This window comes from Paenibacillus darwinianus, from assembly GCF_000598065.1.
GTDB classification, from domain to species: domain Bacteria; phylum Bacillota; class Bacilli; order Paenibacillales; family Paenibacillaceae; genus Paenibacillus_I; species Paenibacillus_I darwinianus.
The window spans coordinates 1-14,081 of sequence record NZ_KK082192.1; the positions used below are offsets into that span (position 1 = coordinate 1).

A 14,081-nucleotide genomic window follows, 5' to 3' on the forward strand; every position below is an offset into this window, starting at 1 on the left:
CTTCCGATTCTGCGGACGATACCGGATGTACTTCGGAAACAGGCGCGGTCGTTTCAAGCGCCTTTGACTCGGCAACCATCTGCTCCACGGGAGGGGCTGCTTCTGACGATTCGACTGACGCTTCCACCAACATCGTTTGCTGCTCGGCTTCAGCAGCAGGAACGCGCTTCTTTGACTGCTTCACTTTGACTCCGTCGCCGCTTGAGTCGTTGTTGTCGTCATCGTCCTTCATTTCCTTCGCGCCTACGGAGGCGACGATCTCGTTCAGTTCAGCAAGCACATCCGTCAGACGCTTTCGGAAATGCGTCATCATCGAGTGATGAAAGGGCTGCTTCATAACGAATCCGGACAGACCAATGAAGTATTGCATGTATGGATTTTCGCTGATCGACTCCAAGGTTTCTCTGTCAGTCAACTGCATTCTCTCTTGGATGATGAGCGCGCCGAGCCCCATTCGCAGACTGATCGTTTGCTGTCCGCGGAAGGTATCTTTGAAAAACTGTCCGTATTTTTTCTCGGCTTCTGCCCACGGCACCAGCCGCGCCAACTGAACCCAACGATTTTCTTCGTCCAGCTTTCCGCCGAAGGGCAGAAAGAAATCGCCTGGCATGATCAATTGGTTTTCAAGATGCGCGGTCGGCTTAAACACTTTCATCACTCCATCTGCAAAGTTTTGAACCATTTTCAGGGGTTTCCTTTGCATATGATTTCGACACATAGAGCCAAAAATCCTTGTTATTATGCGGTTTTCAGCCGTTTTTACGTCGTTCAGCAAGCCCGAATTAGACACGCTTCCAGCGGGCTCTCAACTGGTCGAGAATAATGGCCAGAAGTACGACGGCGCCGATGATCACTTTTTCCCAATACGCCGAAACGCTTAACAGTACGATGGCATTGGCCAGAACCCCCATCAACGCGGCGCCGATGACCGTACCGATCGCCTTACCTTGCCCGCCCATGAGAGACGTCCCTCCGATAATGGCCGCGGTGATCGAAGGCATGAGCCACCCTTGTCCGATTTCGGGCTGACCTGCCCCGAGCCGGAGCAACATGAGAATGCCGGCAAGGGAAGCGAAAACGCCGGACAAGGCGTATACGCCGATTTTGGCCTTATTGACGTTGATGCCCACAAGGCGGGCCGCCGCTTCATTGCCGCCGATCGCGTATACGTGGCGTCCGAAGGGCGTTTTTTTGAGTACGTACATCAGAATGATCGTGACGAGGATCATGATCACGGCCGGCAAGGGAATGGGCCCGATAAATCCTTGGCCGAAAAACAGCACGCTTTGCGGAATCCCTTGGATCGGCCAGCCCTTCGTAAAGACAAGAATCAGACCGACCAGGATTTCGCCTGTCGCCAAAGTCACAATAAACGGATTCAGCTTTAGTCTCGTAATGAAAAGGCCGTTCAATGTCCCGCAGGTTGCGCCGATCAGCAGACCCAGGACGATACTGACATACGGGTTGATTCCGAAATTGACCATCATGATAGCGGTGGTGATGCCACTGAAACCCGCGATAGCGCCCACGGACAAGTCGATGCCCCCGCTGATCAGCACCAGCGTCTGCCCCAGCGCAATTAAAGCCACGAAAGAAAACTGCCGCATGATGATCCCCAGATTGTAAGGATCGGCAAAATTCGGGCTGACGATAGTCAGCAATATGCACATAATCAGCAGCACGACAAAAATACCGGTTTCGGTATTGTTGAACAGCTTTTCGAATCTTCTGAGACCGCTCTCGTTCGGCATTGGATTCATGGTTCAAGAAACCCTCCACATTCGATTCGTTATCCCAGGGCGACTTTCAGAATTTCTTCCTGCGTCGTTTCCTGCGCGTTCAGAAATCCTTTGGCGGCTCCCTGGTGCATCACCATGATCTGGTCTGACAGATTAATCACTTCTTCCAACTCTGAGGAAATGACGATGACGGCGAGACCATCATCCGCCAACTTCACAATCAATTCGTGTATTTCCGCCTTGGCATTAAGATCGATGCCTCTTGTCGGTTCGTCGAGAATTAATACCTTTACGTTTTTCGCCAGCCATCGGCCGAGAATGGCCTTCTGCTGATTTCCGCCACTCAATAGCCGGATTTCTTTTTCCGCCGATGAGGTTTTGATCTTGAGGCTCTGGATAAACTGGGCGGCGATCGATTTCTCGGAGGCCTGATCGATACCGGTCCACCGGTTTAACACCGATAGCAGCGGCATTGTAATGTTTTCCCTGATGGAACTAATCGGAAAAATGCCGAATTTCCTTCTTTCTTCCGACACATAGCCGATCCCCAGATTAATGGCGTATTTCGGCGATTTGACGGATACCTTGCTTCCGTACCAGTAGATTTCACCGCCGTCCGGCTTCGTCTCTCCAAAAATCGCCCGCACTAACTCGGTTCTGCCGGCGCCTACCAAACCCGCAATCCCCAATATTTGACCCTCGTGAAGGTCGAAAGAGATTTCCCGGAATTCCGTTTGGCGAGTAAGATGGCGAACGCTTAACACGCATGTCCCGCCTGGCCCTGCAGCCCGATTTTTTTTCTGGTGCGTGAACGCGCGGCCGACCATGAGATTGATTATTTCATCGATGGTGGTGTCGCTCATTTTTAAAGTGGCAATCAGATTGCCGTCCCTCATCACGGATACCCGGGAAGAAATTTGCTTAATCTCTTCCATGTGGTGGGAAATGTAAACGATCGATTTCCCTTCCTCTTTTAGCTGATCCAGGATTTTGAACAAGATCTGAGCCTCGTGGTAGGTTAAACATGCGGTCGGCTCGTCAAGAATCAGGATTTCAGCTCCGAATGCCAACGCCCTCGCGATTTGGACCAGCTGCTGATAAGCGACGCTGAGATCGCCGACCTTCAGGTTAACGTCCAATTTCACGCCAATTTTGTCGAGATACTTGGCAGCCTCGCGCTGTGTGGCTTTTCCGTCTATCCAAGGGACCCCCGCCTTGCAGATTTCTGATCCGAGGAAAATGTTCTCCGCGATCGTAAATTGAGGAACCAGATTCAGCTCCTGCGGCACGATGCCGATTCCGAGCGAAAGGGCTTTGGACGGCGAATCAATCACCGCTTTGACGTCGCCTATGTAAATATCACCGCTGTCCGGCTGGATCAGTCCCATGATGGTGCTGACCAACGTGCTTTTGCCCGCACCGTTCTCACCAACAATCGCATGGATCTCGCCCGGATCCAGCTGGAAATTCACGTGGTTGAGAGCTTTTACACCTGGGAAGCTTTTGTTGATGTCACGCATGACCAAAGTGGAGTGACTCATTTTTGTTCACACACCCATTCAGTTTACTGATAAAAATCTGTAACCGGATTGATCATCGGCATGATCAATCCGGTCACAACTTTTTCAACCTTTTGAGTCATCGATCAAGACTTGAATTTTTCGTTGTTCTTTTCGTATTCGGCCAAATTATCCTTTGTCACGATATACGATTCGATTTCATCCACTTTAGGCAAAGTTTTTCCATTCAGAAGATCAATCATATCGTAGATGGCCTTGTAGCCGATATCCGGAACTTTCTGTACGACAGTCGCCGCGATGACTCCCTCTTTCAGGTAGCTCATCGTTTCTGGCGCGTCGTCCATCCCGACGATCAGGACTTTTCCGGCTTTCCCGGCATCCTTCACCGCGCGTGCGGCCCCAATCGGGTTGCCGGCGTTATTGGCAAAAATGCCTTTCAGATTGGGATTCGCCTGCAGCATGCTTTCCGTCAATTGCGCCGCTTTCTCCCAGCTGTCATTATCTGCCTGCTCGTCTACGATTTTGATATCCGGGTATTTGGCCATTACCTTTTTGAAGCCTTCCACGCGCTGTTTGTGACTGGGGGCTCCCAAGGAACCGAGAAGAATGGCGACTTCCCCCTTGTAGCCGATTTTTTCTGCAAGATACTCGGCAAGCACTTCGCCGTCTTTATCATTATGATTGTTGCCGACGAACGTCGCTCTGTCGCTTTGCGCAGCATCCGCTTCGAACGTGATGATCGGAATCCCGTTCTTGATCCCTTGGTTGATGATCGGGGTCGTGGTAGGCGGATCCAGCGCCGCTACGGCCAGAACATCCGGCTTCTTCGCAATCGCAGCCTCTACCTTCTGGCTGTGCTGAATGATGTCAGCCACAGGAGGCGCATCCCATTCCATCTTCACTTCAATGCCCTTTGCTTTCAACTCATCGATCGCCACTTGAGCTCCGACCTTAACGTTCTCATACCACGGATGGATCAGCTTCGGTACAAATATGAAATAATAGCTCTTTTTTTCCGCGTCCGCCGGTTTACTGGATGCATTCGCACTTGACGCAGTGGAGTCAGCTTCGCTTGACGCAGGAGCAGTATTCTGGGAACCAGCGCCACCGCAGGCAGAAATCACTATCGAAAGAATGAAAAGCACCGCAACTGTAAGCATTAACTTTGAACGATTCAATTCGTTGTCCCCCTCGGATTAAAATATCTTCGCCTACCGTTTAAAAACGCTTACATTATCTCGGTCGATTTCATAGCTTTTCTGAAATCTTCCCGTGTTATTTTTCTTTCAGACGACCGCCACCTCCCCTCACCATTAACAAAAGTAATGGTCAATTACATTTGTTAAATAGTGTATAACGACCAGATTTCTTCGTCAATCACTTTTTTCAATTTTCGAAATGTTGCGGAGACCCCCGCGTCGGAATTTTTGAAATTGACAAGAGAAATTAAGATCGTTTACAATCGTTTTACAAATGATATTATTAATTACAAATGATAAAAACGAGGAGGTCAGCCATGGATTTCTGGGTCGAAGGCTACGCAGGCCCGTTAAAACCGTTCGTCGACATTTTCTTATCGTATCTATTTACAACGGGACCTTACATACTAGTCTCGCTGGCGATAGGTTCCTTGCTTTCCAAACTGGTTCAGAAACAATGGGTTTTCTGGATCGCGGAACATTTCGGCCAATTTCGGGTGGTCAGGTACATGCTGTTGCCATTCTTAAGTTTGTTCGCGCTGACGAATCCCGCCTGCTATGAAATTGGAAGCGCTTTAAAGGAAAGACACAAGCCTGCCTTTTATGATGCTGCCGTCTCATTTTGTCATCCCGTCACCGGCTTGTTTCCATTCAGCAACTCCGGTGAGATCTTTTTTTTAATCGGAGCCCTCTATCCGGTAATCAAGCTGGGGATTCCCGTATGGCAGTTCGCCATCGCCTATTTTGTCATTGGACTGGTCGTCATTATGATCAAGGCCCTGATGACGGAATATTTGACCCAGAGATTTTTGAATCAACTCAACCAAGCGAAACGTGGTGAATGAGATGAAACCCGACATGACCATTCAGGATTCACCCCCCTCTTTTGCGGATGACAAAGTCGTATACGTCGGCTCGGGTCCCGGCGGTTGGGGTGTGGGTCTGTTTCTGCAAGCCGATCCTGTTAAAAATAAAGTCGTCTCGTTAACGGGCGGCGGCATTCATCCGGTTGCCCAAAAAATAGCGCAGCTTCTGGAACGTCCGGTCGTAGACGCTTATGTCGAAAAGGTTTCACTGGAAGAGATGATCTGTGTTGTGGTTGACTGCGGCGGTACTGCCAGAATGGGCGTTTACCCGATGAAGAAGATTCCCACCATCAACGTGAAACCGGCCTCCCCTTCCGGGCCTTTGGCTGTTCATATTACGGAGGACCTCTTTGTGTCCGGCACGACGGTCAACGAAGTCAAATCCGCGGAAGGCAGCGTAGCTGCCCAAACGAATGGCACACAGCTCCCTGCTGTTAGAGCCTTGGCCGACTTGCCCCGAGAATCGGAGACAGCTTTACGACAACGGGAACCCTTTGGCCCCGCAGTGGCAGCTTCGTTATTTGCCAAAACGGCCGCTTACTTGATGGGCTGGCTGTATCAATGCGGCAAGGATTCGGTAACCGCCTTTGTCACGCACGTTCTGCCCATGATGGTCGGCATCTCGGTTTTGCTCGGGGCCTTTGAATTTTTCGGACTTTCCTCCCTGCTCACGGCAACCACCCGGTATTCGCTCGGTACGTTGACAGGCCTTATTCTCACCGTGTTCATTTTCTCGATCCCGGTAATCTCACGTTTTCTCGGAGCCGGCGCCACACTGGGCCAGATGCTTATCGTCGTATTGGGATATCAGATTGCCTTGGGGAACATCAGTTTCATCTGGATGATTCCCGCGCTGTTTGCCACGAACGTCCAAGTCGGCTGCGACTTTCTTCCTACCGGGCTGATGATGGGCAAATGTGAAGAACGAACCGTACAGGCAGGATTGAAAGCCGTTCAATACAGCCGTTTTTTTACCGGTATCGTTTGCGTGCTGGTTGCCTATTACATCGCGGTACTCATGGGTTTTTAATGGACAAACGGAAGTTGACGCCTCCATCTTCCAGATCGCCGGCATGTATAAGGATTCTCAAACACGGCCCAATTTTCAGGAGAGTTCATAAGCAAGCTGATTGGAATGGATATTATATTTGCCGAGGGGTCTTGGCAATGTTGGGAGGCATCTCCGCCGTTGGCACGACCACAGCATCGGAAAGGAATGTAAAGTGGCCGCTTCCGCTAACAAAAGAAGGCTATTCCCGTGCAACCGATACTGCGCTACAGGAATAGCCTTCTTATTTGAAAGTTTGCAGATTCACTACCTGCACCTGTAACTACCGCTTACCTGTAGTTGCGTACCGGTGCAGTTCCCGAATGTACGTGCCGACGGTTTCGTCCAATAAGCGGACCGTTTCCTCCAAAGGGGCGCTGCCGCTGCCGGTAAGCGCCTGCCTGACTTTCTCCATGTACGATTTGCACAACGGCTTCAGCTCCGGCCGCGATTGGCCGAAATCGTGCAAATAGGCGGGAATGAAGTAACAATCCAGCATGCTGAGCGGCAGCCGGCAGATTGGAGCAGCGTCTTCTCCTTCGGACCAGGCCCGCAGCCGGTCGTACAACTCGCTTAATACGATTTGTCCGAGCCGGTATGTCCGCCGCGAATATTCGTACTGCTTTTCGTCAATCGTGCCAAGCTCGAACCGTTTGGCGTTCGTCTGGTCCAGCATATGCAGCGCCCCGCCCCACTCGGCGGTGAAGGTCAACCAGAAATCCGCATCCGCAAGCTCCACATCGATCTTGACCGCCTGCTCGAATACGAGATCCGGATTAGCCTCCAGCCGCTCCAGCAACGCCTCCCGTTCCGCGATATAACGCTCCCCAGAGCCGTTCCGTTCCTTATCGTTCATCGATCGTCGTCTCCTGTCAGCCGTCTCGGCGTCCAGCAAATCCTTGAGCGTCGCCGGACGGTCTGAAGCAGAAGACCCAGCACCGGGACCGCCGGGACCGCCGGAATTGCGGGAAGCGCCGCGCCCGCCGCTTGCGGGCATCCGCTTTTTCGCCAACGTCATCACCTCTTATTCTGAGCCCATTATATCAGCTTTCCGCAACTGCCGAAACTTTCGCGTGCAACCTGGCGGCGGCTGTGCTATAGTAGCTACGGAAACTAAAGAAGAAAATCTGCGGCCGCTGCAGGCTGCGGGAGAGGTTCGCGAACTCCCTCTATAAAAAACTAAGACCAGACGCTGCCGACGGGCATCGTTTGTTTTTGCTTAGGTTTTTAAGACGGCTTCACGAGATCTCGTTCTTCTTTTCAGACCCGGCGTAACGCCGGCGGAAAAGAGAGGGGATTTTTTTATGACTGCAGGAAGAAGCGCCGAAGAGCTGAAGGACATCACCCTGCTCGGCAACCAGGGCACCTCGTATACGTTCTCGTACGATCCGAAGCTGCTGGAATCGTTCGACAACAAGCACCAGGGCCGCCCTTATTTCGTAAAGTTCAATTGCCCCGAGTTCACCAGCCTTTGTCCGATGACCGGACAACCGGACTTCGCCACGATCTACATTTCTTACATCCCGGACGTGCGCATGGTGGAGAGCAAGTCTCTCAAGCTGTATCTGTTCAGCTTCCGCAACCACGGCGACTTCCACGAGGATTGCGTCAATATTATCATGAACGACCTGATCGGCCTGATGGACCCGCTGTATATCGAGGTGTGGGGAAAATTCACGCCGCGTGGCGGCATTTCCATCGATCCCTACTGCAATTACGGAAAACCCGGCACGAAATACGAAGCGATGGCCGAACACCGCCTCATGAACCACGATCTGTATCCGGAAAAAGTGGATAACCGCTAAGGGGGCACGCATCATAGGAAACAGCTGTGGGTTCTGCTTTATGTAGCGGTTATCGCCCGCGATACTTCCACCGCGTTTTCAGCCGACATCTGTCCGCTCTTTCGTCCATCCTAGGCCCGCTTGAGCGACTCCGATCGGTAAACGTATTCCGTCCGGACGAAGCAGGTTTCGCATGACTTGCCGTGCGAGCTGCAGTTGTTGCCTTCTACCTCCCAGCAGTTCACGTCCGTGCGGCGGTAGACGGGGCAGGATTCGCAGATGTCTGACGGCACGCAGCCCATCTCCCAGCAGGAGCCCAGGGATCGCGCCTGGAATTGCGGGTTGCGCTGCTTCCGCTCGAACCAGCGGATGAATGCTTCTACCACCTGCGGATCCAACTGCGTGCCTGCGGCAGCCCGCAGCGTATGCAGCGCTTGATGGAACGGCAGCGGGTCGCGGTACTTGCGCCCGTTGATTTTGGCCAGAAACGTCTGAATGACCGCTATGATCCGCGAGCCCATCGGGATTTCATCGCCTTTCAGGTTTGCCGGATAACCGTTGCCGTCCATGCGCTCGTGATGGTACAAAATATATTCGGCGACCTGCTCGTTCCCGATCGTCATGCGCACGATGGAAGCTCCGACCTCGCTGTGCAGCTTCATCAGCTCGAATTCCTGGTCGGTATATTTGCCTTCCTTCTGATACAAATCGATTGTAATGCCGAGCATCCCGATATTGCTTAAATAAGCGGCGAGCGCGATATCGGTAATCTCCTTGCCGCTAAGACCCAGCTCCTTCGCGATGATGATCGCATAACGGCTCATAAGCTCGGAATAACCGATCGTATAGGGGCTCAGATTGTCGAGCAGCTGCGCCAGCCCTTTCAGAATGCCCGTATAGGTGCCGGAAAGCTGCTTCAGCGACAGCTGTAAACCTGTAAGGGTGCGCAGATCGTGGTGAATCAGACGGATCGTGGACAGCGCCGTCTGCTCCTGCTCCTCCCCTCCGATCCGGTTGAACCAGAATACCAGGTAGCGGCCGGAGCCTTGGCCGGTCATGACTGCCGCGATGGCTTCGACGCCTTTGCCCGTCATATACTCGGGAAGCGAGCCGAACCGTTCCTCCCCCCGTCTCAAATAATGATAACCTCCGTCCGACAGCAGCCGGTCGAACCACTCCAGCGTCGCCTGATCGGCCTGCAGCATCCGTTCCGTCCGGCCGGCCAGCCCGATCAGCACCGGCGTACGGTATTCGGAGCCTCGCAGCTCGACATAGCAGCCGCTGCTGGCCCCGATCGTCTTCACCGACAGCCTGGTCATCAGCTCCATCGTATGATCCGGATGGATCGCGATCCGGTTGATTTGCCGCAGCGCCTGACCGGAAGCGACCACCACTTCCGCTTGGCTTGTCAACCGTTCCGTATCGATCAGCGCAGCCAATCCAGGGCCGATCAGCGTTCCGAGCTCCTCCAGCGCCAGCCGCTGCCGCCGCTTCAGCTTCCCGCTGAACGGACCGATGCGCACCTGGCCCTTGCCGTCCCCGGTCATAACGGCGAGCAGCGGAACCTCCCCCTCGTCGAGCAGCCGGACGGCCGGCGCCCCCTCCGCCGCCGGAAGCGACAGCGGCGGGTGGTAATCCTCTTTCTTGTAGCCGGCCAGTCCGCTGTAAGACGGACGAATCTTGCCGAAATCTCCGGTTCGGTGCCGCACGGCCTTCAACACAAACCCGCGGCTCCGCTCATCCTGCATGTAGAAGGAGTACACCGGCGCTTCAATGACCTGCTCATACAGCTCAAGAAATGCCTCGAGGTTGTTTTCAAGCCCGCGCTCCGGGCGGACGGATTGAATGACCTTCCGCGCGCGTTCGAAGCGGATGCCGAACAGACGGGCTTTTTTGCCCTGACGGACAGCCCATATCAGCATCAGCAAAGCAAAGATTGCGAACCCCGCGACAAGGATCGCCATTTCGAGCTTCAGTCCCGCCGATGCGAGCCGCTCCCCGATCGTCGGCAGCGACCGGGCCGGAATTTCAAGCCACGACATTTATGCACAACCTTCCCGTATGTTTTCGGCCTTCCTTCCGGTTACGCGCCCTTGGAATGGCGGGAGCGCTCCTCGAGGTCAGTCTGATTCTCGGCGTCACGCAATGCGATATATTGAGACAGCTCTTTGATCTTATCGTGCAGCGCCGAAATCTGGATCGATTGGTATAAACTCAACAGCAGCAGCACGAGCAGCGATAGCAGGAACAGCAGGGTAGGCGGATAAGCTACGCCCGTCCACCGGGCCATCGTGTCCAGAATTTCCGGATTGACCGACAGAATCAGGATAATGATGGCACTGCCGAGCCAGACGAGCGTATTTTTTTCGTTGATTTTTTTACGTACGAGCAATGAAACAACATAACCCGAGAACAGCAGGCCTACCGTCAATACGAACCCGTTCAACAGCACGGGATCACGCATTCGTCTTCCTCCTCGCATCCAGACCGTAATTAACCAGCACCGCCACTATGCTGAGAATAACCTTGAACATATAAATAATCGGCTTCAAGCCCGAATGCATGCTGGTTCCGGCCGCCCGTTCCTTGGAGCCGATCGGAAATTCGCGCAGACGGAAGCGGTGAAGCAGCATGTGAATGATGATGTCCGCATCCGGAAAATCGGACGGAAACCGCCCCCTCTCCGAATAGAGCCCGAACAACCGGGCATTCATGCCGCGAAGGCCCGAGGTCGGATCCGTAACGGTAACGCGAGTGAACATATAAATCAAGGTTCGGAACACTCTGATCGCCAGCCGTTTGCGCTTGCCCGGATTGAACGCCCGATTGCCCAGGAAACGGGACCCGATGACGATGTCCGCGTCGTCCATCCGCATTTCGGCGATCAGGCTGCGGAGGTCATCCGGGCTATGCTGACCGTCGGCATCGAACTGTACGACATACCGGAATCCGTTCTGCAGCGCGAATTTGTAGCCCGTTTGCAGTGCCGCGCCGTAGCCCAGATTGACCGGATGCTGAACCAGATGAACCGGAAACCCGGCCGCAGCTTCTCCCGTCCGGTCGCCCGACCCGTCGTTGACGACCAGAATGTCGGCCCCGACGTTGTGCTTTAACAGCTCCTCCAACGTTTCCGCAATGCTTGCTTCCTCGTTGTAGGCAGGAATGACTACCAGCGTATCCGCCATTTGACTCGCTCCCCCAAACCAAATTGGACCAGCTTCATGCTTCTCAACAACCGAATGTAGACGACGCCGTACAGAAGAGCCGCCCCTGCCAGATGGACCAGCAAGAGCATAAAGCCTTCCGCCGCCCCCAGCCATGAAAGGCCCGCCGACAACCCCCACACCAAGAGAGCGGGCGGCAGGTTCGCGGCGAGAATTCGCAGGGCGGGACGAATCATCCCCCCGAGGTCGATCCGGCGGTGAAGGAGAATGACGGAGCCCAGCATATTGACGAAGGCGCCAGCGGCTGCGCCGTAACCGAGCCCGCGCACGCCGTATCTCGCCGATAAAAGGATATCCGCCCCGATCGCCACCGCCGAGCCGAGAAAGGCAAGAGCCGTCGGCGCCTTAAGCGACTGGCTGGCCAGGAAATAACGAAGCGCGACGGCGCCGATCGACAGGAACGCAATCGTCAGCGCATAGCCTTCCAGCACGTCTGCCGTCAGCAGGACGGACCGGCGGTCAAACGAGCCGCGCATGAACAGAAGTTCAACAACCGGCTCGCGCAGCATCCACAGCAGGACGGTGACGGGCAATGTGATCAGCATCACATTATGCAAACCTTTCAGCATCGTGTCACGCAGCTCCTTGGATTGCTTCAATGCGAGCTGCCGCGACAGCTGCGGCAGCATGACCGCCGCGAACGCGCCGACGTAGACCCAGACCGGAAGCTGCGAGAGCCGGAATGCATAGTTTAACGCCGCTACCGCTCCCGTCTCCATCCGCGCTGCCAGAAACCGCTCCGCCAGGTATACGACATGGGTGCCCGCAAGCAGCAATCCGTATTGCCCCGCCATCGCCCACAGCTGCAGGCGGGGCGCAATCGACGAGTCTGCGGAGTCAACCGGGTTGTCCCTCGCGGGTTCCGCCCGGCGAAGCATCCTGCGGATCGGCAGCCAAAGCGCCGCCGCCAGAACGGCGACACCGAACGTCAACGCCCAGGAGACGACCGCGATGCCGCTCTGCCCGGAGCTGCCCGCCGCCATCAGCACCGACAGCGAGGCCAGCATGAAGACATTCGTCAGGATCGGTCCCGCCATCGGCAGCAAGAAGCTGCGCAGCGTTTGGTGAACCGCCATCCCGACCGAGGCAATCGGATAGAACACCGCAATTGGCAAGACAATGAGCAACAGTGGATAGGTTGCTTCCTCAAGCGCTCCGTCCCCCCCTGCCAACCAGCGGACGATAGAAGGAGCGGCCAGCAGGCAGGCGGCATACAGCGCGATTGTCAGCAGCGCGACCTGTCCGCCGGTTCGCCACACCCGGTCCGCCAACGCTGCGCGGCCGTCAAGCACGTCAATTTTGGCGAAAATCGGGACGCATGCCGTACCGATTGCGGTGCCCAGCAGCAGAATCCCGATCATTTCCGGCACGAAGACGGCCAGAGCGACCGCGTCGGCCTGTACGGATGTGCCGAGAAACATCGCGAGCAGCACATCCTTCATAAAAGCGGCGAAGGCCCCTGCGGCATTGACGGCGGCAACGGCCGCAACCGGATGAAGCCTCCTCATGTCTTCACCTTCCACAGCGCCGGTTTGCCCCCGGATGAATCAAGCGGATGATCCGGAAAGGAGTGTTCTTCCACAAACGTTCCCAGCGGCATGAAGGCGAAACCGGCCAGCAAAGCGCGGAACTTCGCTTCCATCGTCCGAAGGTTGTAATACTGCGCCATAAAAATATGCGGCGGAAGCTTCAACCTCGGCATCGCCTCGTCGAACTCCCAAGGATGCACGTAAACGAGGCCCGACCTGCGGCGGTTAACTCTTTTAAGCGCCCAGGTGGAAAACCAGGAGGGCCAGAACCGCAAGTAGAAGCCGCCCAGGAAAGGCACCTTGAGCGCCCCTGCATTCCATACCGTCGGAGGCACCTCAACCAGACCGAGCCTCCTGCCGTCCACTACAGGCCGAAAAGCATGAAGCGGCACATCGGGATTGCCGGACAACGGTGTCCGGAACGGCTGAAGACTGGAATCGCAGATGAAGCCCTCTTCTTCCAGAATCGGCAGCGTCCCGTAACAGTCCCGCGAGATCGACCAGGAGGGAGCGCGGTAACAACGGACCGCGTTTCCGGTCAAATCCTCGAGCAGCTGCTTGCACGCACGCACGTCCGCGCGGAATTCCTGCAGGCTCATCCGGTTCACCATCCGGTGCCAGCCGCCGTGGGAGCCGACCTCGTGGCCCCTTGCGGTCATCTTGCGAATGAGCGCCGGATGTTTCGCAGCAACACAGCCAAGGACGAAGATCGTAGCTTTGGCGCCGTACTCGTCCAGCAAATCGAGCAGCTTCGTCATGCTGCCCTCAATCCGATCCTCGTAGCGGTCCCACGTATCGACCGGCAAATTCAGGCTGTTCGTTTGAAACCAATCCTCGACATCGACGGTCAGCACGTTCGCCATCATCCCATTCTCCCCCCTTCCCCTCATCTGCGGATTAAGCTCCGCCATACCCCGCGATCGAACATAAAGCGGCCGCATGTCGCCAGCAGGCCGAGGGCCGGCATCGGATCGGTCCACGACAGGATGTCGTCCTCTCCTCCACTGCGTTTACCCGCCCAGGCCGGCGGGTCCAACCGCATCCGGTCCGGCCGGACCAGAACCTGCAAAGCCTCGCCGGGAAACAAGTTGCGGCACAACCGGCCAACCTCGTACGCCGTGACCTCCTTAACCCTCTCACCGAGCGCAATTCTGTACAGCAGCCGGGGAAAA

Annotated in this window: 14 protein-coding genes and 1 riboswitch; of the genes, 3 read left to right on the forward strand and 11 right to left on the reverse strand. The window is 55.1% G+C overall.

Translation table 11 applies throughout. The features are described from left to right. The 4 genes from BG52_RS12230 to BG52_RS12245 all read right to left on the reverse strand — a co-directional run. Positions 1–649 (reverse strand): IS5 family transposase (locus BG52_RS12230; protein WP_036667355.1); only part of this gene is annotated, 649 nt, incomplete at its 3' end. A gap of 133 nt (positions 650–782) precedes the next feature. Further along, a complete protein-coding gene (locus BG52_RS12235) occupies positions 783–1,760 on the reverse strand; it encodes an ABC transporter permease (RefSeq protein WP_144340811.1) in 978 nt (325 codons plus the stop codon). A 29-nt stretch (positions 1,761–1,789) separates the two neighbouring features. Further along, positions 1,790–3,280 (reverse strand): sugar ABC transporter ATP-binding protein, encoded by a 1,491-nt coding sequence (locus BG52_RS12240; protein ID WP_036667350.1) that lies wholly within the window; start codon positions 3,278–3,280, stop codon positions 1,790–1,792. Between the two features lie 104 nt (positions 3,281–3,384). Continuing rightward, on the reverse strand, positions 3,385–4,437 hold the full coding sequence (locus tag BG52_RS12245) for a substrate-binding domain-containing protein (RefSeq protein WP_144340812.1): 1,053 nt from the start codon (positions 4,435–4,437) through the stop codon (positions 3,385–3,387). A 338-nt stretch (positions 4,438–4,775) separates the two neighbouring features. On the opposite strand from BG52_RS12245, the gene BG52_RS12250 reads away from it, so the two are divergent. Both BG52_RS12250 and BG52_RS12255 read left to right on the forward strand, forming a co-directional pair. Then, complete coding sequence (locus tag BG52_RS12250) at positions 4,776–5,303, forward strand: PTS glucitol/sorbitol transporter subunit IIC (protein WP_051587961.1); 528 nt, start codon at positions 4,776–4,778, stop codon at positions 5,301–5,303. Next, positions 5,293–6,354 carry a PTS glucitol/sorbitol transporter subunit IIB gene (locus BG52_RS12255; protein ID WP_144340813.1) on the forward strand — a complete coding sequence of 354 codons (1,062 nt, stop codon included), beginning with the start codon at positions 5,293–5,295 and terminating at the stop codon, positions 6,352–6,354. Before BG52_RS12250 ends, BG52_RS12255 begins: the two co-directional genes overlap by 11 nt. 301 nt (positions 6,355–6,655) lie before the next feature. On the opposite strand, the gene BG52_RS12260 is transcribed toward BG52_RS12255, so the two are convergent. After that, positions 6,656–7,228: a hypothetical protein gene (locus BG52_RS12260; RefSeq protein WP_190287537.1), complete on the reverse strand. Its 573-nt coding sequence runs from the start codon at positions 7,226–7,228 to the stop codon at positions 6,656–6,658. Positions 7,229–7,517: 289 nt separating this feature from the next. After that, positions 7,518–7,561: riboswitch (PreQ1 riboswitch) on the forward strand. Positions 7,562–7,676: 115 nt separating this feature from the next. Between BG52_RS12260 and queF the strand changes: the two genes are divergently transcribed. Beyond that, the gene (queF, locus tag BG52_RS12265; RefSeq protein ID WP_036584921.1) at positions 7,677–8,177 is read left to right on the forward strand and encodes a preQ(1) synthase; all 501 of its coding nucleotides are present in this window, start codon (positions 7,677–7,679) and stop codon (positions 8,175–8,177) included. 110 nt (positions 8,178–8,287) lie between these two features. Here queF and BG52_RS14965 read toward each other — a convergent pair whose 3' ends face one another. The 6 genes from BG52_RS14965 to BG52_RS16185 all read right to left on the reverse strand — a co-directional run. After that, a complete protein-coding gene (locus BG52_RS14965; RefSeq protein WP_051587966.1) occupies positions 8,288–10,198 on the reverse strand; it encodes an HD-GYP domain-containing protein in 1,911 nt (636 codons plus the stop codon). A gap of 41 nt (positions 10,199–10,239) precedes the next feature. Further along, on the reverse strand, positions 10,240–10,620 hold the full coding sequence (locus tag BG52_RS12275) for a DUF2304 domain-containing protein (RefSeq protein ID WP_036584923.1): 381 nt from the start codon (positions 10,618–10,620) through the stop codon (positions 10,240–10,242). Beyond that, positions 10,613–11,341 carry a glycosyltransferase family 2 protein gene (locus BG52_RS12280; protein ID WP_036584925.1) on the reverse strand — a complete coding sequence of 243 codons (729 nt, stop codon included), beginning with the start codon at positions 11,339–11,341 and terminating at the stop codon, positions 10,613–10,615. Before BG52_RS12280 ends, BG52_RS12275 begins: the two co-directional genes overlap by 8 nt. Next, entirely contained in the window at positions 11,323–12,888 is a 1,566-nt protein-coding gene (gene murJ, locus BG52_RS12285; RefSeq protein WP_036667352.1) for a murein biosynthesis integral membrane protein MurJ, read from the reverse strand. The genes BG52_RS12280 and murJ overlap by 19 nt, the downstream gene beginning before the upstream one ends. Next, positions 12,885–13,775 (reverse strand): polysaccharide deacetylase family protein, encoded by an 891-nt coding sequence (locus BG52_RS12290; protein ID WP_051587969.1) that lies wholly within the window; start codon positions 13,773–13,775, stop codon positions 12,885–12,887. The genes murJ and BG52_RS12290 overlap by 4 nt, the downstream gene beginning before the upstream one ends. A 20-nt stretch (positions 13,776–13,795) precedes the next feature. Next, the coding region (locus BG52_RS16185) for a hypothetical protein (protein WP_036667354.1) at positions 13,796–14,081 on the reverse strand (286 nt) is incomplete at its 5' end.

Coding starts and splice junctions, on each gene's coding strand:
- BG52_RS12235 (WP_144340811.1), bottom strand. CDS start 1,760: ATGAATCCAATGCCGAACGAGAGCGGTCTCAGAAGATTCGAAAAGCTG.
- BG52_RS12240 (WP_036667350.1), bottom strand. CDS start 3,280: ATGAGTCACTCCACTTTGGTCATGCGTGACATCAACAAAAGCTTCCCA.
- BG52_RS12250 (WP_051587961.1), top strand. CDS start 4,776: ATGGATTTCTGGGTCGAAGGCTACGCAGGCCCGTTAAAACCGTTCGTC.
- BG52_RS12260 (WP_190287537.1), bottom strand. CDS start 7,228: ATGAACGATAAGGAACGGAACGGCTCTGGGGAGCGTTATATCGCGGAA.
- queF (WP_036584921.1), top strand. CDS start 7,677: ATGACTGCAGGAAGAAGCGCCGAAGAGCTGAAGGACATCACCCTGCTC.
- BG52_RS14965 (WP_051587966.1), bottom strand. CDS start 10,198: ATGTCGTGGCTTGAAATTCCGGCCCGGTCGCTGCCGACGATCGGGGAG.
- BG52_RS12275 (WP_036584923.1), bottom strand. CDS start 10,620: ATGCGTGATCCCGTGCTGTTGAACGGGTTCGTATTGACGGTAGGCCTG.
- BG52_RS12280 (WP_036584925.1), bottom strand. CDS start 11,341: ATGGCGGATACGCTGGTAGTCATTCCTGCCTACAACGAGGAAGCAAGC.
- murJ (WP_036667352.1), bottom strand. CDS start 12,888: ATGAGGAGGCTTCATCCGGTTGCGGCCGTTGCCGCCGTCAATGCCGCA.
- BG52_RS12290 (WP_051587969.1), bottom strand. CDS start 13,775: ATGATGGCGAACGTGCTGACCGTCGATGTCGAGGATTGGTTTCAAACG.